Source organism: endosymbiont DhMRE of Dentiscutata heterogama, assembly GCF_002888635.2.
GTDB lineage: Bacteria > Bacillota_I > Bacilli_A > Mycoplasmatales > CGIF01 > CGIF01.
The window spans coordinates 214,949-235,466 of the sequence record NZ_LN828718.1; the positions used below are offsets into that span (position 1 = coordinate 214,949).

General features: G+C 35.6%; 22 protein-coding genes. 10 read left to right on the forward strand and 12 right to left on the reverse strand.

The features are described from left to right. Window positions 1–371 precede the first annotated feature (371 nt). Window positions 372–1,742: a tRNA uridine-5-carboxymethylaminomethyl(34) synthesis GTPase MnmE gene (mnmE, locus tag DHMRE_RS01385; RefSeq protein WP_322632596.1), complete on the forward strand. Its 1,371-nt coding sequence runs from the start codon at window positions 372–374 to the stop codon at window positions 1,740–1,742. A 122-nt stretch (window positions 1,743–1,864) separates the two neighbouring features. Continuing rightward, window positions 1,865–2,419, forward strand: coding sequence for a hypothetical protein (locus DHMRE_RS01390; protein ID WP_322632597.1), 555 nt, complete (start codon window positions 1,865–1,867; stop codon window positions 2,417–2,419). A 4-nt stretch (window positions 2,420–2,423) separates the two neighbouring features. On the opposite strand, the gene DHMRE_RS01395 is transcribed toward DHMRE_RS01390, so the two are convergent. From DHMRE_RS01395 to DHMRE_RS01405, 3 genes are read right to left on the reverse strand one after another with little or no spacing between them, the layout of a single operon-like run. Beyond that, window positions 2,424–3,761 (reverse strand): amino acid--tRNA ligase-related protein, encoded by a 1,338-nt coding sequence (locus DHMRE_RS01395; RefSeq protein WP_322632598.1) that lies wholly within the window; start codon window positions 3,759–3,761, stop codon window positions 2,424–2,426. Window positions 3,762–3,815: 54 nt separating this feature from the next. Next, window positions 3,816–6,305 carry a hypothetical protein gene (locus tag DHMRE_RS01400; protein WP_322632599.1) on the reverse strand — a complete coding sequence of 830 codons (2,490 nt, stop codon included), beginning with the start codon at window positions 6,303–6,305 and terminating at the stop codon, window positions 3,816–3,818. Continuing rightward, complete coding sequence (locus DHMRE_RS01405) at window positions 6,229–6,504, reverse strand: hypothetical protein (RefSeq protein ID WP_322632600.1); 276 nt, start codon at window positions 6,502–6,504, stop codon at window positions 6,229–6,231. Before DHMRE_RS01405 ends, DHMRE_RS01400 begins: the two co-directional genes overlap by 77 nt. Window positions 6,505–6,666: 162 nt before the next feature. Between DHMRE_RS01405 and DHMRE_RS01410 the strand changes: the two genes are divergently transcribed. Continuing rightward, window positions 6,667–7,782 carry a DEAD/DEAH box helicase gene (locus DHMRE_RS01410; protein WP_322632601.1) on the forward strand — a complete coding sequence of 372 codons (1,116 nt, stop codon included), beginning with the start codon at window positions 6,667–6,669 and terminating at the stop codon, window positions 7,780–7,782. A 36-nt stretch (window positions 7,783–7,818) separates the two neighbouring features. Here DHMRE_RS01410 and DHMRE_RS01415 read toward each other — a convergent pair whose 3' ends face one another. Beyond that, the gene (locus DHMRE_RS01415; protein WP_322632602.1) at window positions 7,819–8,613 is read right to left on the reverse strand and encodes a TIGR00282 family metallophosphoesterase; all 795 of its coding nucleotides are present in this window, start codon (window positions 8,611–8,613) and stop codon (window positions 7,819–7,821) included. A 47-nt stretch (window positions 8,614–8,660) separates the two neighbouring features. Here DHMRE_RS01415 and DHMRE_RS01420 point away from each other — a divergent pair, with 47 nt between their 5' ends. After that, entirely contained in the window at window positions 8,661–8,816 is a 156-nt protein-coding gene (locus DHMRE_RS01420; protein WP_322632603.1) for a hypothetical protein, read from the forward strand. A gap of 223 nt (window positions 8,817–9,039) precedes the next feature. Then, on the forward strand, window positions 9,040–11,016 hold the full coding sequence (locus tag DHMRE_RS01425; RefSeq protein ID WP_322632604.1) for a hypothetical protein: 1,977 nt from the start codon (window positions 9,040–9,042) through the stop codon (window positions 11,014–11,016). 48 nt (window positions 11,017–11,064) lie between these two features. Here DHMRE_RS01425 and rpsL read toward each other — a convergent pair whose 3' ends face one another. The 8 genes from rpsL to DHMRE_RS01465 form a co-directional block, all read right to left on the reverse strand. After that, window positions 11,065–11,490 carry a 30S ribosomal protein S12 gene (rpsL, locus tag DHMRE_RS01430; protein ID WP_322632605.1) on the reverse strand — a complete coding sequence of 142 codons (426 nt, stop codon included), beginning with the start codon at window positions 11,488–11,490 and terminating at the stop codon, window positions 11,065–11,067. A gap of 2 nt (window positions 11,491–11,492) precedes the next feature. After that, on the reverse strand, window positions 11,493–12,026 hold the full coding sequence (gene rplF / locus DHMRE_RS01435; protein ID WP_322632606.1) for a 50S ribosomal protein L6: 534 nt from the start codon (window positions 12,024–12,026) through the stop codon (window positions 11,493–11,495). A 64-nt stretch (window positions 12,027–12,090) separates the two neighbouring features. Then, window positions 12,091–12,384, reverse strand: a complete 294-nt coding sequence (locus tag DHMRE_RS01440; protein ID WP_322632607.1) for a hypothetical protein — start codon at window positions 12,382–12,384, stop codon at window positions 12,091–12,093. A 21-nt stretch (window positions 12,385–12,405) separates the two neighbouring features. Then, window positions 12,406–12,852, reverse strand: a complete 447-nt coding sequence (gene rplI / locus DHMRE_RS01445; protein ID WP_322632608.1) for a 50S ribosomal protein L9 — start codon at window positions 12,850–12,852, stop codon at window positions 12,406–12,408. A 34-nt stretch (window positions 12,853–12,886) separates the two neighbouring features. After that, window positions 12,887–13,165, reverse strand: a complete 279-nt coding sequence (gene rpsR, locus DHMRE_RS01450; protein ID WP_322632609.1) for a 30S ribosomal protein S18 — start codon at window positions 13,163–13,165, stop codon at window positions 12,887–12,889. Window positions 13,166–13,170: 5 nt separating this feature from the next. Next, complete coding sequence (locus DHMRE_RS01455; protein ID WP_322632610.1) at window positions 13,171–14,010, reverse strand: hypothetical protein; 840 nt, start codon at window positions 14,008–14,010, stop codon at window positions 13,171–13,173. Continuing rightward, entirely contained in the window at window positions 13,994–14,359 is a 366-nt protein-coding gene (locus DHMRE_RS01460; protein ID WP_322632611.1) for a 30S ribosomal protein S6, read from the reverse strand. The genes DHMRE_RS01455 and DHMRE_RS01460 overlap by 17 nt, the downstream gene beginning before the upstream one ends. A gap of 236 nt (window positions 14,360–14,595) precedes the next feature. Beyond that, window positions 14,596–14,889 carry a hypothetical protein gene (locus tag DHMRE_RS01465; RefSeq protein WP_322632612.1) on the reverse strand — a complete coding sequence of 98 codons (294 nt, stop codon included), beginning with the start codon at window positions 14,887–14,889 and terminating at the stop codon, window positions 14,596–14,598. A 73-nt stretch (window positions 14,890–14,962) separates the two neighbouring features. Here DHMRE_RS01465 and DHMRE_RS01470 point away from each other — a divergent pair, with 73 nt between their 5' ends. Genes DHMRE_RS01470 through DHMRE_RS01490 form a run of 5 tightly spaced genes read left to right on the forward strand, consistent with a single transcriptional unit; the run spans window position 14,963 to window position 20,518 of the window. Beyond that, entirely contained in the window at window positions 14,963–16,348 is a 1,386-nt protein-coding gene (locus DHMRE_RS01470; protein ID WP_322632613.1) for a glycine--tRNA ligase, read from the forward strand. Continuing rightward, entirely contained in the window at window positions 16,314–17,561 is a 1,248-nt protein-coding gene (locus DHMRE_RS01475; protein ID WP_322632614.1) for a hypothetical protein, read from the forward strand. The genes DHMRE_RS01470 and DHMRE_RS01475 overlap by 35 nt, the downstream gene beginning before the upstream one ends. 6 nt (window positions 17,562–17,567) lie before the next feature. After that, window positions 17,568–18,227, forward strand: coding sequence for a (d)CMP kinase (cmk, locus tag DHMRE_RS01480; RefSeq protein ID WP_322632615.1), 660 nt, complete (start codon window positions 17,568–17,570; stop codon window positions 18,225–18,227). 1 nt (window position 18,228) lies between these two features. Then, on the forward strand, window positions 18,229–19,263 hold the full coding sequence (gene recA, locus DHMRE_RS01485; protein ID WP_322632616.1) for a recombinase RecA: 1,035 nt from the start codon (window positions 18,229–18,231) through the stop codon (window positions 19,261–19,263). A 25-nt stretch (window positions 19,264–19,288) separates the two neighbouring features. Beyond that, complete coding sequence (locus tag DHMRE_RS01490) at window positions 19,289–20,518, forward strand: hypothetical protein (protein ID WP_322632617.1); 1,230 nt, start codon at window positions 19,289–19,291, stop codon at window positions 20,516–20,518.

A 20,518-nucleotide genomic window follows, 5' to 3' on the forward strand; every position in this document is an offset into this window, starting at 1 on the left:
AACATTATTTCATTCTTAAATAAACAATCTACAATTGTTTTATTCTCAATTATTAGTTTCTTAAGGCAAACATTTTTTCAACTTTTGTGTAAAAATATTACATGACGTAATTAAGACAAGTCAACAATAAAAAGTTCTTACGGGAATTCAAAAACCGAGTAATAGAAAATAAAATTGTGATAAGATGAGTAAAAAAATAGTCAAAAGAGGAGAGATTTATTTATGGCCGGAAATAATCATACACAATTAGGGATGAAAAAAAATAATTGTCTGTGATATTTGTAAAGTTATGCTAATAATTTAGGGGGCTGAATTCCCCCTTATAAACTAAAAATTTAACTTCATGTTTTATAATTGTCACGCTTTTTTCTATGATTAGTCAAAAAACTATTACGGCATTAGTAACGGCACCCATTACGCAAAACATTGCTCTCATTAGAATTTCAGGTAGTAAAACCTATTCGATCATTACCAAAATTTTTGATCACCCATTACCAGAATATCCCCAAAAAAAACCGCAATTAATTTTCGGCAAAATTGTCAATTCTCAGCAAGAAATTATTGATGAAGTATTATTACTTTGCTTTTACAAGCCACATTCTTTTACAGGGGAGGATGTGGTAGAAATTAGTTGTCATGGCAATTTATTCGTGGTCCAACAAATATTACAATTGATTCTCGAAAATGGGGCAGAATTAGCCGAAAAAGGCGAATTTACCAAACAGGCCTTTTTTAATGGCAAACTGAATTTGGTCCAGGCCCAAGCCATTAATGATTTAATTCGTGCCCCTAGCCTTCAAGGAGCCAAGTTGGCCCTCCACAATTTAAGCCCCGAAAGTCAAAAAGAATTGAAAATAATTGAAAATGAATTATTAGACATTATCGCTACTATCAAAGTAAATATTGATTACCCTGAATATGACGGGGTGGAGTATTTGACCGGTCAACAAGTTTTGCCAAGGATAACTAAATTGGGCAAAAAAATACAAATTATCCAAAAAACCGGGCAAAAAACCCGGGTCTACCAGGAAGGATTAAAAGTGGCTATCGTAGGAAAGCCTAATGTGGGCAAATCCACCCTTTTGAACGCTCTACTCCAAGAGGAAAAAGCCATCGTTTCTCCGGTAGCAGGAACTACCCGAGATATAATTGAGGCTCGTTATAACCTGAATGGAATCCCTCTAATTTTACTGGATACTGCTGGCATTCGCGAAACTGCCGACCTAGTGGAAAAAATTGGAGTCGAACGCACTTGGCAAGCCCTCAGTCAAGCCGAAATCATTCTTTTTTTGGTGGATAATTCCGGCTCGTGAGGTTCAGCAGAAGAAAATATTTTTTCTCACATTAGAGACAAAAATCATTTAATTATTATTAATAAAATAGACCAAGGAAGTAAATTACAATTGCCGGACTTTATTTTTCCGGACAAGATTTGCCGAATTAGTGCCAAAAATCAGCAATTAACCGAATTAGAAGCCAAAATCAGCCAATTATTTGCCGGCGATTTAGTAAATAGTCTCTCGCTTTATCCCTATTTAAGCCACAGTTGACAGCAAGCCAAATTAACTAGTCTCATCCAACAATTACAGTCCGTAATTAATGAATTAAAAAAAGGAACTTATTTAGACGCTTTGTGTGGAGATTTAGAAATCGGTTATAAATTAGTCCAAGAATTAAGTGGTAAAGAATATGAGGGTGAATTATTGGATATTATTTTTAGTAAATTTTGCTTGGGAAAGTAAACCAAATGTAGGTTAGAAAAGGCCATAAAGCGATTCATTTTTTAGAAAAAACTTAACCCAATTTCTCTTGTAATTATAAAGTAAAATTATCATGTATAAGACCAATAAAAATAAGTTAAAAAATGATTTGTTATCAATGTCGTAAATTTTTAAAGAAAGGTCATGGTGAAAATATTTGATATCATCCCAATCCCGGAGATATCCGTAGAGTCGGAATAAGAGGAGAATATAGATATTATTGCCATTTTTGCTTAAAAGTCAAAGATTATTGAGAAAAAATGAATGCTGCCAAATGACGTTATGCTATTGCTGATGTTAAATTTAAATCATTTTCGCTCTTAGCGCTTATCATTTTTCTCTTTTTATTTTGGTATTTTTGAAATAAATCTAAGGAAACTGTTTTTCTTTATTTTTTGATAATTTTTCCTATTTTTTTAGTTATTGATTATTGAAGCTATTCTAAAATAAAGAAAAAGAATGCTAAAATTTCTAAGAGAAGAGCTGAGCTTTGAGAACAATATGAAAAGTTTAAAAGGGAACAATGGAGACCATTAGCAATTGAACGAGAATGATTAAGAAAAGCAGAGATTTATGTCAAGAGCAAACACCGATATCCTAATGAATGGTTTTGTCATTGCGAAAGGTGCTTGGAGGCTGAATGAAAGAAGAGAAATTAAATCATTAATCCTCCTCTTTAGCAAAATTAGGCGTTCCGGTCAAAGAGCAAGTGCCGTCAATATTTTTAGGAAAAGCAATTAATTCTTTTAAATTATTAATATTTAATATTACCGCTAACAAACGGTCAATTCCTAAACCAACCCCACCATGAGGTGGAGCCGCAAATTCTAATGCTCGCAAAAAATAACCGAAATTTTTTTCTCTTTCTTCCTGCTTATAACCTAATATTTGTAATACTTTTTCTTGTAAATCTCGTTGATAAATACGGATACTACCGCTTAATAATTCCTCGCCATTACAAATTAAATCAAATGCTTCTCCAATTACTTTTTCAGGCTTAATTTTATCATTTAATAAGGGTTCGATATATTTTTTTTTCGGAATGGTGAAAGGGTGTCTAAAAGATTCATATTTTTTCACTTCTTGATTATACTCAAAAAGCGGTCAATCAGTTATTCAGCAAAATTTTAATTCTCGGTCATTTTGAGGATTTTGGCGCAAATCCGGCTTATCAGTCCCATATTTTTTCATTACTTGCCGATAAGTCAAAGTCGGAAAAGGGGTGGTTATCTGATAACCAAAAACTTTTTTCAAAACGGTTTGGAGCAATTTTTCCACCAACTTTTTGATTTCTCGTTCGGAAGTGAAACTCAATTCTATATCTAATTGAGAAAATTCGATTTGACGATTACTTCGGGCGTCCTCATTGCGAAAACTTTTGTCAATTTGATAATGCTTGTCAAAACCACTCATCATTAACAACTGCTTAAAAATCTGGGGGGATTGGGGCAAAGTATAATAACGATTGGGGAGATTAGAAGGAACCACAAAACAGCGAGCCCCTTCGGGGGAACTTTGGGCTAGGATGGGCGTTTCAATGTCAACAAACCCTCGCTTGTGAAGAAAATTTCTTATTTCATGGCATAATTTATCCTTAATAAGCAGAAATTTTTTGCTGCGGGGACGGCGCAAATCTAAATAACGATAGCGGTATTTAGTGTCCTCATTGATATTGGCATCGTCTCTAATTTCAAAAGGTCATTCTCGGCTTGTATTGATTAATCGAAACTTCGTCAACTCGATTTCTAACCTTTTTTCTGGTCCTTCTTTTTTTTTGACAACTCCTCAGATTTTTAATAAGTCCCCTTTTTTTCTTTTTTTTAACTGTGAAATCAATTCTTTGTCCTTAACTACAATTTGAATATAACCGCTACTATCTTGACCGTTAATGAATCACAAATAACTACTTAATTTTTTAATTTCGACAATTCAAATATAAAGCGTGGTAATCTTGCCTATTTTTTTGGTGGTCAATTTAGCAATTCGGGAGAAAGAAGTCATTGTTCTTATAAAGTAATTTTAAACCAATAACTTTCTTGCTCCGCTACCTATTTTCTACTCCTCATCAATGTTTTTTTGTGAACTTCGCTGAAAATAATAAATAGCCAGTCCTACTACGGCAATTATTCCCACTATAATCAGACCAATAGCCCAAATTGGAAATCCTGACGGTTTATTATCATTTTGACTGTTGTCAGAGCTATCCTGTTTCGTTTGTTGGTATCGTTGCTTTTCTTCCCTAATTTCTTTTAATACTGCGTCAATTGTGCTTTTATACTTCTGATAGACTTTGCCTTTTTCTTCATTCTCTCGTGCCGTTTGGAAGGCTTGTAATTTAGTTTCTAATTCAGTCAATTTGGTTTCGTCAGTATCATTTTTGATCGTTTCCGGAATTAGTTTGATAAGTGCTGTTTGGAGAAATGTTTTGTTTTCGTTAGAAATGCTAGCATCCTTGGCAATTTGGAAACAAACTTTTTTCCGCTCGTTCAGATTATCAATAATGGTTTTACTTTTGCCACCCTGTTGATATAATTTGCTATTTTTGGCTTGGTTATAAGCCGTTGTTAATTCATTTTCGTCTTTGGCATTTTGGATTCCTTTTACCACTTCCTCTCGGCTTTGATCGGCTTTTTGTAAATGTTTGATAGCCGCTTCGGCTTGTTTATTATGACTATTAACCGCGGTTCAGGCTTTATTTTTGTCGCCGGTGGTGGCTTTTTGATAATCTTGCAAAAGAGACAACAAGGAAGCGTCTGTGTCGTTTTTACCTTGGGCCTCCTTAACTTTACTTCATAATTTCTCTGCTTCTTCCAAAGCCGCCACTGAATCCAAAACACTATGTCCGAAAATAGCCTGGGCTTCTGGGCTATTGTTATGTTTAACCAGCAATTCATCTCTTTTCTTTGTTAGAGGGTTTTCTTGTCCGCTTTCCAAATCAGTAATTTTTCGATCCACTCATTTATTATCCACTTGGTTGACAATCGTGTAAGTCGTTTTTTTATCACCGCTGCCGTTCTGATATTCATTTTTTAATTTATTCAGCAGATCCTTGCTGGTGCCAGTGTCCATATTTTCTTCCGCCTGAACCAGCAATTTAATTAACTCCTTAATCTCGGTGAGAATAGCCTCCGTAGTAATTGACGCTTTATGGTCTGTGAAAATCTTTTTCCGTTCGTCGCTCAATTGTCCCTGGCCGTAATCCTCATTAACAGCTGCGTTTATCAATACTTGTAAGTCTGGTTTTTGACCGAGAACTGCTAAACGATTGTTAATTTCCTGTTTCTTTTGGCTAATTTCAGTCGCAAACTTCTTTTGTATTTTTTCCTGGTCGGAATCGGCAGTCGGACTTTCATAATTTTTGAGAATGTTTAAATCATTTTTGCAAGTGGCTTCATTTTCGCTCCCGTAAGAGGTCTTATCCAACACCGAAAATAGGTTCGTCAATTCTTGGTATAAATCAATCAATATTTGGTCGTTTTTAGCCGCAGAATATTCGTCCTCGATCACTTTTCGGTAAGTTTCCAAATGCTCTTGTTTGGTTTTTAGCATTTCGTTAAAAGAGACTTCGCTTTCGAGCAAGATTTTTTTCATGTCGTTAATCGTAATTGCTAAATTGCCATTTCCTCAAACAGTTAACTCATAGCCAGTTTGCGTAAGGACTTCGTCTTTCTCTAATCTTACTCCGGTATTCTTTTTATTCTTTATGTTATACCAACGATTAACCACAAAAAAACCGGTCGGATTGGTCCATTCCGCAATGTCCCCCGGACGAAAACCCCGAAAATATTTGGGGTCGTCTTTATCTAAATCGTTAGTAAAAACCTTGCGAAAGACATCAATATTTTCTTTGGTGTAGCGATTTCTTTCTCCTATCGAGACTGCCCCGCCAGAGCCGTAGGTATACCCATATTTCTCAGCTCGGCCGACCAAAAATCCTTTATACTTCCCACCTTTAATCTCGTTTTTCAAAGCCGGTTCATCATCTATATCGAAACCATTGTCCGATGCCTCACGCGAACTAAAAAAATCGACCCCTAACTGTTTCCACTCAGTAGACCATTTCTCGACACTTTCGATAACAAAGTCGATGAATTTTTTTCTAACTTCTTCGTCATCAGTAATGATATCTTTCAGGTGGTAAAACTTATTTTCGAGAGAAGTGGGGGCGGCTGTTTTATATTTTTTAAATTCAGGGAATATATTATTAACTAATTCACTTTCGCTTTTTTTGTTAAACACTTCTCCAACTTTAAAAATCAATTCGCCAAAATCACTTAAAATTTTTTTAACATTGGGTGTGCTACTACTCAATTCAATGGTCTCTATTAAATTATAATATTTATCAATACTTCTTACTTGAAAATCTTCGGCTTGTTTTAATTCGAGAACATTTAAGGGCTGACCAGAACCCGTGGCTAAAAAATTCCTAGTCCCATTTAATCCCGTTGTTTCATCATATTTAACATTTTTAATAGTTATTTCAACATCAGTATCCCCCCCCCCCCCTGTTTTCTCAAGCCCAAGAAATGGGAATGTCAAAACCATCAGAATCTACTTGGATTTCGGTCAGATCGCTTATTTGAATTTGTCCTCCGGCCGGACCTTTATTTTTAATTTGGGTCAATTTGGTTCCGTTTTGGTCGGTTATTTCCGCTTGACTCACTAATCCAATGATTCTGTGGTCTGACAAGGAAGTACAATTCGTTTTGTTAGTTCTTAATTTTATATTTAACAATTTTACCATATTTTCTTTATTATTAATTTATTACTTTTTTATTATCAGAAAGAGAGAGAGAGAGAGAGAGATTTTTGCCTCTGCCTCATTCCCTTCCTCCGTCTCCTTAATATAATTTTATTATACAAAAATCCCAACCGAAGTATAAAAAATGATTAAAATAATTTAATAATGAATCTAGAAAATATATCCTTATCAGAAAAAACCAAAAATAATTTGCGTCAGGCTGGCTATAGCCAACTGACTAACATTCAATTACAAACCATTCCTCCTGTGTTGGCGGGTCAAGATATTATCGCTCAATCCCAGACGGGAACCGGCAAAACGGCCGCCTTTCTAATTCCCATTTTGGAGAAACTAACTGTAATTCACAAACCCCAAGTACTTATTTTAGTCCCTACCCGTGAACTGGCTCTACAAGTGAGCGAAGAAGCTCGTAAATTGTCTCCTCATAACAATTTACAAGTGGCAGCCGTTTACGGCGGTGCACCAATTTATCAACAATTGCAAAGTTTTCGTCGGGGCGTTGACCTAGTGGTAGGGACTCCCGGCCGAATTATCGACCACATTTTTACGCGCCAAAGTCTCCGTCTGGACCATTTAAAATTCGTCGTTCTGGACGAAGTGGACGAAATGATTAGCAAAGGATTTTTGCCGGAAATTGAAAAAATAATGAAGAAAATCCCAACGCAACGCCAAACCTTACTTTTTTCCGCCACCGTTTCTCCGGAAGTAGAAAGGTTTGCTCGTCGCTTCGCTCACGAGCCCATTCTTATCACCAGCCCTACCAACGATTTGCCTAGCAACACCAAGCATTATTATCTAGAAACGGCTTCCTGACGGCAAAAAAACCGCGATTTAGTTAACTTTCTCTCTGCTAACAAGTCCAATTCCGTAATCGTTTTTGCCAACACCAAAAGAAAGGTTGAAGAAATTAAAAATATTTTGCTTGACAATAATTTAAGAGTTGATTATATTCACAGCGATTTATCCCAAAATCGCCGCACCCGTGTTTTTCAGAAATTTCGAGCGAAAAAGATTTCTTTGTTAATTGCTACTGACGTGGCTGCACGAGGTTTAGATATTAAGGATATTTCCTACGTGGTTAATTATGATTTTCCGCAAAATCGAGAGTTTTATATTCACCGCACAGGACGGACCGGACGGGCTGGAGCCAGCGGCAAAGCCCTAACCTTTGTTAGTTCGTCCCGGGAAAAAAGTCAACTATTAACCATTTCTCGTCAAAGAAATTTCAAGGTGGAGAGATTTAGTAATCCAACATTATAGTAAAATACAAAAATACTTAAATATTAGGTTTATTTTCTAAAACACTTTATTGATTCTTTTAATACTTATTAATTTATTATTATCATCAAATTCCCAAACAACTCCATTAAATTGTCCGTTATCTTTCTGGGGAGTCATTTTGGCAGACAAACCATATTTAGACCGCTGTCAAATCACTTCTGGTTTAGCCCCAATAACCCCGCTATAAGGACCGGTCATACCTAAATCGGTAATAAAACCAGTTCCTTTTGGTAAAATTCTCTCATCGGCTGTTTGTACATGAGTGTGGGTTCCTCACAAAGCACTAATTTTTTTACTCTCTCCGGCGACATTTTTTTCGTCAAAATATAAGGACAAGGCAATTTTTTCGGCCGTGGTCTCGGCGTGAAAATCTACCAAATGAAGGTCCCAGTCTTGTAAGTTTAGTATTTTTTCCAAAGCAAAATAGGGATTTTCAGTTGCAAGAGGCATAAAATTAGTTCCTAATAAATTAGTAATACGAATTTTTTTACCTTTTATTTTAGTTCAAATGGTTCCTGGCCCTGGATGATAAGGGTTCGAGTTAAGAGGCCTTAATAAATCTGGCACTTCGCTAATAAGTTTTCTAGTTTCTTCGTTAGCAAAGATATGATTGCCGGAAGTCATTATATCAATTCCATAACTTTTTAATTCTCAGTAATGCTTGCGGGATATTCCTTTGCCGTGAGTAGTATTTTCTACATTAGCAACAGTTAGGTCAATTTGATATTCTTTTTTTAATTGGGGGAGATAATTTTTAATGACTTGCCGGCCGGTTTCTCCAAAGATATCGCCAATGGTTAAGATTTTCATACTTATTAATTATTTATTTACGATCCAAATAAAAAAAGCGCTTTAAAATGAAAAATATTCCAAGAAAAATAAATATTAAACCACTCATTTCGACCCGAAATTTTTTGGCGGGAATTATTCAGGAGGCAGAAAGTGATTACGAAAAGGCCGGAGCTATTCAAGCTTTTGAAGTCTGCAATGGGGATTTGGTGGCGATAAATTAGTAAAAAGTCGAGAATATCTGTTTTTCAGAGTGATCGGTAGGAATGGCTTCTACCAACACCATGAGAAAAAAAGTGGTTATCAATGTGATATCAATATAATAAATCTTAATATATAATCATATGACAGAATTAACAAAAAAAAAAAAAAAACAGTAGGGAAAAAATAATACAGTCTGGCAATTTAAAACTTGCCAAATAATAATAACAAGAAAATAATAATGCCATGACTGACACAGCAAAAAATATAAATCTTAGTACTCTACTAAATAGTATACCAAAAGCCGAGAATCTTTTGCGCCAATTTGCGACGGTTTTTAATATTCCCTGAACCAATCATAAAATCGTCCGTGCTAAATTACAACAACAATATGAAAAGAGAATATTCCCACCTATAAACACTAGGGTAAAGGGAGAAGTGCGAACAAGGTTGAAAAGTAAATGACAACGAGAAGGAAAAAACCCGAGTGGAGGAGTTTTTGAAACACAAGTAGTAATTGAATTTGACGAATGAACCAAGTTAGGAAAAGACAAAGAACACCGCCGTCGTTCACAAAAGCAACAAAGAATAAATACCTGTCATGATATAATTGAGGGCAAGAGTAGCCCGGAAACTGATTTGCCGTCCGGTTTTGAAATGGATAATGATGGGAATAGCCAAACCCCGAATGCGGGTCCCAATACGGACAATGCCCCTTGTTATAAATGTAAAAAAAAACAATCAGTTGATTGAAAATACCGAAAGCCACCCAAAAACCAATGATGATGCATTAACTGCTGAAATTTGGTCCCTAATTGTGCTTATCCCGGATGCTACAAGAAAGGTTGAAAGGTATCTGCGGAAACCGGAACCAAAAGATTTTGCACGGGCGAACACCTTAAAGAATGACTGAAAAATAAAGAAAACCAGCAAAATTCTCCTCCAAGACCCAGAACAAAACAACAATATTTCCAAGAGTTAAATAATTTAATGGATTGAGAATTACTAAACTACAATGAACAAGAAAAGTTTAAAGACATGATTAGGAATAGTTCTTCGGAAACAGACTGAAAAAACGCTATTCAACAAGCCAAACAAAAAATAGCCGAACGAAGAAGAGAAAACGGCGAGGAGGACGAAGAAGAAGATAATAACAACAATACAAATCTCGCTGCTGAAATCCAAAAAGCCATTCAAGAAATTAAAACCGAATTAAATAAGGAACCAAAAATTACTCTTACTAATGATGATTGACAGACTTATATTTCTACTTCCGCTAATTTGGGAGAACTACAAAGCCGAAAACAAGAAGTGTTGGATAATGTTCGAGACCTCCGCCGACAAAATGCCTTAAATGAGGCTATTCAAAGGATTAAAAATGCTCTGAGTCAGCAACCGGTCATTAAAAATGAGGAATTAAGTAATCCGAATTGAGAAAATGAACTGAATTCTCTCAGCGAAGAAAATCAAATTATAAGTCTTCGCGACCGGATATTAGGAGAAATCAAACAAAAAAGAGCCAAAAAAGAAATTGCCAGTAAATTAGATAACCTAATTAGCCAAGCCCAGACCGCGATTGCTAACAACGATTTAATAAACTTGGAGAAATTACTCAGCCAAATTGAAACCTATCAGGGCACTTCTTCTTATGAGGAAAGAAAGTCTGACATTGAAAAATTATTCCAACAATTAGCCACCGTCAATTTACCAAAATATCGTGAATTAACTATCAATTCACTAGATGAATTTTTACAGCAAGACCCACCTCTGTCGTTGGATGAATTAGAGAAAGCGAACCAAAATTTTGCCGAACAAATCAAAAATGCGAGTAGCGCGGAGGAAATTAAAAATATTAAAAATTCGGTTTCTAATAATATCAACCAGGGACGAAGCAATAAAATAGTTGTTAACCTCATTAACCAGGCCAAGCAAGCCCGGACCGAGCAAGAAAAATCAGACGTGCGGCAAAAAATTTCCGAATTGGAAAATAGTGGTAACCGATGGATAAAGGATGCTTTGGAAGCCAAAAAAGACGAATTGCAACAAATTGTCAATTCCTGGATTCTGGGGGAAATCCCAAGTAATACTAACTCGCCTCCTTCTAACGACAAAAAGCCCAACGACAATTTACCATTAACCATTTTCTTAGTGGTGGTGATCGGAGGAATAGCAATTGTTGGAGGCTGATTGTTTACTAGACGACAAAAGAGACAAGTTTATTAGTTTGTTTTTATACACAGTAAAAGAAGGAAAGAGTTGGTTCTATTGAAACTACTTGCCTTTTGTTTCTTTTGCTCTCTTGGCTCCATAGAGAGAGCGACCTTGCTTTCTTTCTTTGACTCCCTCCGCATCGCCATAGCCTCGAATTATATGGTATTGCACCCCAGGTAAATCTTGGGCGCCACCTCCACTAATTAGCACCGAGGAATATTCTTGAAGATTGTGCTTTTCACCAGGAATATAGACAGTAATTACTTTTTTATTTTTGAGACGAACTCGAGCGAAGGGTCGATTAGCTGAATTAGGTTTCATTGGCTTTGTTACTCCTATCTTTTCGCATATTCCGGACTTTTGTGGATTATTAGCCCACGAATATTTTTTTCGGCGGGAATTTCAATTGGTTTTTAGGGCCAACAGTTTAGCCTTTTTGAGTTTAGGTACTCGGGGATTGTTAATTAATTGATTAATAGTAGGCATATTTATTTTTGTTTACTTTTCCTGGCTTTCAATTTAATAGTCTCGGCTTCTCCCAGATAATAAATGCCTTTGTTTTTCTTATAGATACTGGGAAGACGAAGGCTTCTAATGGATGCGGCTAGACTCGTAACTTTTTGCTTATTTTTACCTTTAATTATTACTTTATTTCCTTCTACCTTTGCCGTCAACTCTGGTGAAATATCCATGTAAATAAGATGCGATTTTCCCAAAGAAAATTCTAATTTTCCTCCTTGTAAAGATACTTTATATCCGACCCCTTTTACTTCCACCACTCTTTCGTGACCTTCTACTACTCCCTTTATCATGTTAGAAATTAAAGCATTGTAAGTGCCAGCCAGAGCCGAATTGTCAGACTTCGTGGTTAACTCGTTTTTTTGTTGAGTGATTTCCAGACTGGAAGGAACAATTAATTCCTCGCCTTGACCTAACGGTCCTTCGGCTGAAATGGTTCCTTTTCCGAAATTAATTTTTACTTTTTCGGGGATTAAAATAATTCGTTTAGCGATTTTGGACATGACATTATTTAGAATATTTAATTTTGAAATTTACTGCGTATTCAAATCTCTCAGTGATTAAATATTAAATAATAATATTATCATCATCCGCACTTAAGTATGTTGCTCTTCTGTAAACCCTCTCTTTCCCATCTTCTTTCGTTACTCTGCTTTCTTCGTATTCAATTTCAATGCTAATCGGAGCCGGACTTCTCGTTAAAATATCCCAGCCTGTTTCTTTTAGCATTCTTTCAAAACAAAAATACGCTTCATCTTCGTTCTCTCTATTCACAATCAAATAAAAAGTATTAAAATTCTTGTCTTTCAGTTCTTTAATTTCAAAATTAGTTAATTTAGTGATTAATTTAGTAGTTTCCATTTTCAATTCTATTATATATTATTATTTTATCACTATCTTTATATTAGCAATTATTTTATTACTTAATTTTACTTTTATTATATTTTCTCCCAATTTATTAAGAGGATGAAAGTCTAATAATTGATTCTTTTGACCGGAAAAACCAACTTTTTCTAAGGCTGTTAAAATCTCCTTAAATCCCACTGAACCAAATGGTTCGCCTTTTTCATCTTTTTTCAAAGTAAAATCAAAGGAAAGATTATTAATCTTGTCATATATTCTTTGGGTTTCGGCTTCTAATAGTGAATCGGCTTGGGTTTGTTGAACTTGCTTTTGTTCTAACCAGGCAAGACTCCTCTCGTTAGCCAAGCGGACTTCTTTGCGAGGCAACAAATAATTCACCACAAAACCCCTCCGTAATTCTTTTATTTCATATTTTTGCCCTCACTTACTTTTCTGTAAGAGGATAACTTTTTCTCGTTTTTTCATGATTTTAGGCTTTGGCTGGTCTTTATATATTAGATTATTTTTTTAATTCTTCGCTCTGGTCGACTATTTCATTAGGTATCAGAGCCATTTGCCGCAATCTTTTGATAATTTTAGCCACCCGTCGGTGATTTTTAGGGGTTAACTGACTATATTTGCGAGAAATAATCCGCCCTTGCTTATTCATAAATTTGCGGACCGTGGCAATATCTTTTCAATCAATATATCCGATGCCTTCTCGGCAAAAATAGTCCGTTTGTGGACCGATTTTTTTTTTGTAACTCTTAACTTTTTTTTCAGGATTTCCTTCTGTCATTTTCTTTATTCTACTGGTTCGTCTGCCGCGGTTTTGGTTTTGGGCTTACTAAAATCGATTTTTCTAATGCTTTTGACTACCCGGGTCAAATTATCGAGGGGTCGGAAAATATCTACTAAATCACTGTCAAGGAGAGTAAATCCAGAGCAGATAATCGAGGAAATACGGATAATTTTTTTTTCTCCTTCTTCCCCCCACACTATTTTTTGGGTTTGTAAAAACCCTTCTAAAAGAATGATATCATTTCTTTGTAATTTTTCACAAAACTCGCTCATTAATTCTTCCTCATTAATTCGGCAAAAGAAAAGAGGTGATTTAACTCCTTCGCGGGGGACTGCCAATTTAAAGGATAACACTTCCGGATTGCGTTTTTCCACGGGTTGTAAATCACTAAGCACTTTGCCAAGCAATCGAACCTGATTAGAATTTTGGATATTAATTTTCGAAAAACTTATATCGAGTTTAGTAAATTCTGTCACTCGCACTAATATTTGGCGGCTATTTTTTTCGTTTCTTAAATAACCCCGCACTTCAATCACATCTTCTTCTTCTTGAACTTCCTCATTAATTCTGGCAGCTATTTCCCCTTGAGTGATACAGCGCAAAATGGTTAGCGAACTACTAGGGACTGGGGCAAACAAGTTAAAATAAAATCAAGGTTCTCTTTTTTTTTTCGGAAACTTAGGTTCCGGTTTTTTGGCTTCTGTTGGCTCTTCTGCTGGTGATTCATCTGTCTTAGGTATTGCCTCAGGAGCAACAGCCGCAGCGTCGTCAACTTTTTTTTCGTTTAGTTTTTCAAACTCTTTACTTCGTATTTTACCAATTATTTTAACTTTGTTCAGCATCTTTATCTTTTTTATTTATTAATTTAATTTTATTCTTTTTTTCATCTTCCAAGTTTACTAAGAGATAGCGATTAAGAAAATCTTTGGGGGCAGTTTGCAAAACGTTCTTTTCCATTTCTTTTGCTTGCGGACGGGCTGAATTAAAATAAATGAGAACATATTTGCCAGTTTTTAATGTATTAATTTTATAGGCTGGTTTTCAATCTTTTTCTTCCACCTTAGTAATATTTTCTTTACCTAAAATCTCTTGTATATTCTTAATCATTTTTTCGTATTTTTCCTTATTCTTCTCCTTTTCGTTGAGAAGACAAAGCAATTCGTAGCGACAATTTACTTTCTTTTTAGTCATAGAGAATTATAATTTTAATTTTAATCTATCTGAAAGAATAATTTTGTCTCTGGTCTAAAAAAATGATAGTAAAAAACGAGAAAAGTTTTGCTAATAATTAAGCATAGAATAATCGGTGATTATTCATTTCAAGTCAAGCCCTCAATTATTAGGCTAACCAACCGCAAATGAGGATTTTTACGACTTTTGACTTTGTTAAGTTTTTTAAAAACAGATTCATTTATTAAATCGAGATATTATTTTTGTTTAATGGGAAAACGTCACCTTACCCCTACTGCTCTAACTCCTGCCGTTCGGCAAAAAGCATAAATCAAACAAAAAAACAAGGGACCTGCTAATCACAATAATGTTGCATATTCTCAAAAAAGAAAATAGTATCTTCATCTTTCCACAAAAATAATCAAAAGTACATTAATAGGCATGATTATCAAAAAAGAAGCCCAAAAATGGAATTTAAAGATTTCTTTCCGCTTTTTCCTTTTTCTAGGTTTATCGTTTTTGATTATTGGTTTTAAATTTTCGTTTACCATATTTTTATAAGATTATTTGTAAAAATTCCCAGGCACACAGAGTTTTTTTTCTATAAAAATAGATTATTAATAAATGTCAGAAAATAATTCAGTCATTCCTAAAGATTTGACCAATTACTTAAAACATTACGGATTTTTCTTTCCCAATGCTGAAATCTATGGGGGATTAGCCAAAGCCTGGGATTTAGGACCCCACGGGGTCGAATTAAAAAGAAAATTAAAAAATCTTTGGTGAAAATATTTCATTACTTCTAACCCTCATAATGTTGGTTGTGATAGTCAAATAATTACTCATCCCCAAGTTTTAGCGGCCTCGGGACATTTGAAAAATTTTCATGACTGATTGGTAGAATGCCGCCAGTGTCGCAAAAGATATCGCCTTGACAATTTAATTAGCACAGAGCAGTTTTTGGCCTTCTTGTCCCAAAAGGATAAAAATAATTATCAAGTGAAAAAAAATTGTCCTCATTGCGGCAAAAATGATTTTCACCCGCCCCGACAATTTAATTTATTGCTAACCACTAATTTAGAAATTACAGAAGCCAAAGAGAATGTGGCCTATTTGCGACCGGAAACTTGTCAAGGGATATTTACCAATTTTGCTCTTATCCAAAGAAGCACACACCGACAATTGCCATTTGGAGTCGGCCAAATTGGCAAAAGTTTTCGCAATGAAATTACGCTCCACCATGGCATTTTTCGCACCCGGGAATTCGAACAAATGGAATTAGAATTTTTTTGTGAACCAGAAGAAAGTGAAAAATGATGAAATTATTGAACCGAAAAGGCTTGAAATTTCCTCAATCAAATCATTGTTAACGACCAAAAAAAAAACAAACAGGTTGACCTATCAAAAGAGGAATTGCCTCATTACGCCAAAAAAACCCAGGACCTCTATTTCAATTATCATTTTGGGTGGGGGGAATTATGCAGCAATAGCCACCGAGGAAATTATGATTTATCCCAACACAGCCAACATTCCCAAAAAGATTTACGAGTTAACGGGATTATTCCGGAAGTGATTGAGGTCTCGTTTGGTGTAGAAAGATTAATGCTTGCCACATTACAGGATGCTTACCACGAGGAAAAGGTGGTCGGCTCTCAAACAGAACGCACAGTTTTACGGCTGCCACCTCTCCTGGCTCCGTTTTTTGTAGCGATTATTCCGTTAAGCCAACAATTAAGAAACACGGCCTATCAATTATACCTCGATTTACTGCCCGAAGTCAGTTTTTCCTTAACCTACGAGGAGGCTACTAATATTGGCAAAGCCTATCGTCGCCAAGATGCGATTGGAACCTATTATTGTCTGACAGTCGATTTTCAAACGGCTCAAGATAACACCCTAACGCTTCGCCACCGCGACAGCATGAAACAAGAGAGAATAACTATCTCCAACCTTAAAAATTACTTATATAATTTATATGAAAGACACTGGTTCGAATTCTCGCAAAAATAGCCAACAAAGCAACGATACGTTAATTTATATTCTTTTGATTTTGCTGCTGGCTCTATTAATTGGTGGCTTGGGATATTGGTGATGGCAACGCTCCCACCCAAAAAATAATTGAGTTTACGACTACGAAAGTGCACTGGGGAAGTCAACCGACACTCCCAAAGTGGAAGATCTCAAACGTTTGATACTCGGCAATCGCGAACGCTGAAAAACGGTAAACAGATTTTTAAATGACAAAATGAAGAGCCGAAAATTAACTGACAAGGAAAAAGCCGAAATCCGTGAGGAATTGAAGGGTGTTAACATGAAAGCAGATGAAATTTTAAAAGAACAAAAATTATCGGAATTAGACCCTTCAACTATTCCCCAATTCTACAAACATTTTTACGAGCAAGGCAAAATGTTGGTTAGAGCAAGGACCAAAGCGTCCGTTAATCGGACCAAGGAGGAATTGAGGCGTCAACTAGAAATTCAAGAAAAATGAAGTATTTCTGAAGCCGAGGGGAAAGAAATCAACAAGCAAATGAAAGTCTGAATAGACAAATGGTATAATCAAGCCAAAAAAGAGATAATGCCGAAGTATGAAAGTAAGGGAAAATGGCCTAGAAATCGAAACTTTCTTCCTGAAAAGATTAAAGGCAAGAAAGTATCGGGTTATCCCCCCCCAGATGCGACTTTTAATTTTTTTCTGGACGTGAATAATATGAATAGAAGTGGTGGACAAGAACTGATTGTCCTATTCCAAAAGCCTTTTCAAGTCAATTACATAGGCTATGATGGCTTCCTTACATCCGAGGATAAAGAAAACACCGAGGAAGGAGAACTTTTTGGTATAACTGATTATGGAAAATTGGAAGGAGATGAGTGGAATGATGGAACTTCATATCGAGCGTGGGGAAAAGGTGATAACATAAAACCAATACGAATTAGATTAAAAAAAGAAATATTTTTTAATCGGTTGGGCCACGAGGAATGATTAACCAAATTAGATGAAAAAGGAACGAGATTTTATGATGATATCTGTTTTGAAGCATTGGTGGATACTATTGCCCATGAATTGGCTCACGCCATAGTTGCCACATTTGAGTTTAGATATGAGGGTGAAGAAGAAGGAGGTCACGGCAAATTATTCTATGACATATGCAAAGAAATAGAAGAAATGGTTAGAGCAGACCCGAAATTTGAAGAATTTGAAAAATGATGATATTTAGCCTAATAAATAATGCCTAAAATCAATATTGCCATTGACGGACCAGTCGGCTCCGGTAAAACTACGATTGGTCGCCTGGTAGCACAAAAATTAAATTATCAATTTTTGGATAGTGGTTTGCTATTTCGCCATTTTGCCCGATTTTGCCAGGCTAAAAATGTCTCCACGCAGCCTTCGCCCGACCGAACAATTGAATTATGTTCGGAATGACAAAGCCGGTTTTTAATTGATAACCCGGAAATTGCCGTTCAATTAGAGCAACAAAGAGACATTTTGGGTTCTGAAAAAATTGGCAATTTGGCTTCGCAATTGGCAATTATCAAAGAATTGCGAACCATCATTCTCAATTGTCAACGATTATTGACCCAGAACAAAGGCTGGGTTGTAGTTGGGCGGGATATAACCTCAGAAGTCTTGCCACAAGCCGAAGTCAAGATTTTTCTGACCGCCAGTTGAGAAGTCCGTATCCGCCGTCGTTATCAACAACACCAGGGAAAAATAAACCAAGAACAAGTTGAAAAAGATTTACTGGCTCGCGATGAAAAAGATAAAAACCGCATCCTTTCTCCCTTACGAAAAACGGCCGATAGTTGAGAATTGGATACTACCCATTTATCCCCAGCAGAAAGTATTGTCAGAATACTGGACTACATTAAAGCAAAAAAATATTAATATGTCATCAAAAAAGGAACTCAAATCAGAGCAAGAAGTTAGCAATAATGTGCTAGCTGAGATAGAAGACATTGTTGAAAGTATCAAAAAAGATTTTGGAGAAGAATCAGTTATTCTACTGGGAGAAAATGAAAAAAAGCCCCGAGAGGTGATTTCTACTGGCAGTTATTTGCTAGACCAGGCCATTGGGGCAGGTGGTTATCCGTGCGGGAGAATTGTGGAGATATACGGTTTAAAATCCAGCGGCAAAAGTACTTTAGCATTACAAGCAGTTAGCGAATGTCAAAAATTAGGCAAAAAAGCGGCTTACTTTGACTTAGAAAATAGTCTAGACATTAAACACGCTAAAAGTATTGGTGTTAAAATTAAAGAATTAATCACTCCTTATCCAAGTTCAGGAGAGGAAGTTTTTGATATGATGATTAAATTAATTCATAAAAACATTGACTTAATTATCGTGGACTCCGTTTCTAATTTGGTCCCTCTCGTTCAGTTAGAAGCCAATTTGGGGAAGCAGAGAGTTGGTTCTCATGCCGCTTTAATGTCAGCCGGTTTAAGGAAACTTAAACCAGAATTAGTTAACAAAAAAACTATTGTCATTTTCATTAATCAAATACGCAAAAATATCGCTATTAACCCTTATGCTCCCTCCGAGACCAAGACGGGAGGAATGGCTCTGGATTTTGATGCTGATTTGCAGATTAAATTAAAAAAAAAAGAAGATCTCAAAAAAAATGACAAAATTATTGGTATTGAGACTGAAGCCAAAATAGTAAAAAACAAAATGGCTCCTCACGGAGAAGTGGCTAGTCTAGTAATCATTTTCCCTCATGGCGTAAAAAAAGAACGAGAAATTATCGACTTAGCCACAGAATTAAGTATTATTCACAAAAGCGGAACTTGATACTCTTATCAGGACAAAAGATTAGGTCAGGGCAAAGAAAATGCGGTGGATTATTTGTTAGAAAACCCGGAATTGTACCAGGAAGTTGAGAAAAATGTTTTAGAAAGGATTAATAATAAGGAATATTGTTAGAGCCAACAAATTTTTTTCTAGTAAGGTGAATGCCAATAATTATTCGGAGATTTACCAAACAGTTTTAGATAATTTCTACTTTTCCCTAATCATTCTTGACCAAGAAACGGATTCCGAAATTTTTATGACTTTAAATACGGCTGGGGAGGATTTAACGATTCCTGACTTGGTAAAAAGTTTGCTTACGCGACGAAATGATTACCAAGCCCGACAGTTTGTTGAAGATTGAGAGAAAGGAATAGTCAAAAAAATTTGTCCCTCGCCCAGTTCCAAAAAGACGAGAAGTGACAAGGTGAAAAGATTTTTAATTGTTTTTTGGGAGGTTCAAGAAAATAATTGCTACAAAAAGACGTTAGACGACAAAATAAAGCGCTTTTACCGGAAAAAAATTAAAGGCGAGAAACGAGATGAAGGAGGTCCGGAAGAAAATCGTAAATTTCTTGACCGATTGATGGAATATGCCGAAATCTACGTAAAAGTCTACGTAAAAATGAAAGAGAACTACCATTGATGATGAAAACAAAATTGGTCTTCTGAAATGTGAGAAATCATTTCTGGCTTGGCCTTGCTTGACCGCTGAGAATTAACTTCCTCGATTTTAGCGATATATTTTCAATTTCGTGATAAAACACTTGAAGAAAAGTTGGCGATTACTAAAGAATTGCAAAAACTAGTGCTTTATTTTTTTCGTGCTATAATTGTCAAAAAAAGTGGCGATGATGAAAGTGCTTTGCGTGCTATCCGGATTAATATCCTCGAAATGGTAAATTCTGGTCAAAATCCACCACTATTTCAACAAGAAAGATATCCCATAAACTTAATTAACAAAGAATTTCAGTCGGACTCATTCTACCAAGCACTTGCAGAATACCAGAACAAGAAAAACAAGGAGTGGGAAATCGAAAAGTTTATTTTGTTTGCTTATTACCAAAAGAAAATTAAGAATCGCGGGCTAAACATAGACTTATTTGATTACGAAATCGTTCAACTAGTATCACAAAATTCAGAAATAGAAAAAATGAAAGATATTAGCAATTCGTTGGGCAACCTAACCTTGGTAAAAAAAGATAACGATCACCCCCTTCTTCCGTGGAACGAAAAAAGAGAGATTTATAATAAATTAGGAGATAATTGTTTACTCAACCTGGAAGAAGAAAATTGAACCGAATATCAAAACATAAATGATTTAATAGAAGAAAGAAAAAAATACTTGTTGAAAGAATTTAAAGAACTAGAAATTTTTGAGTCCAATTAA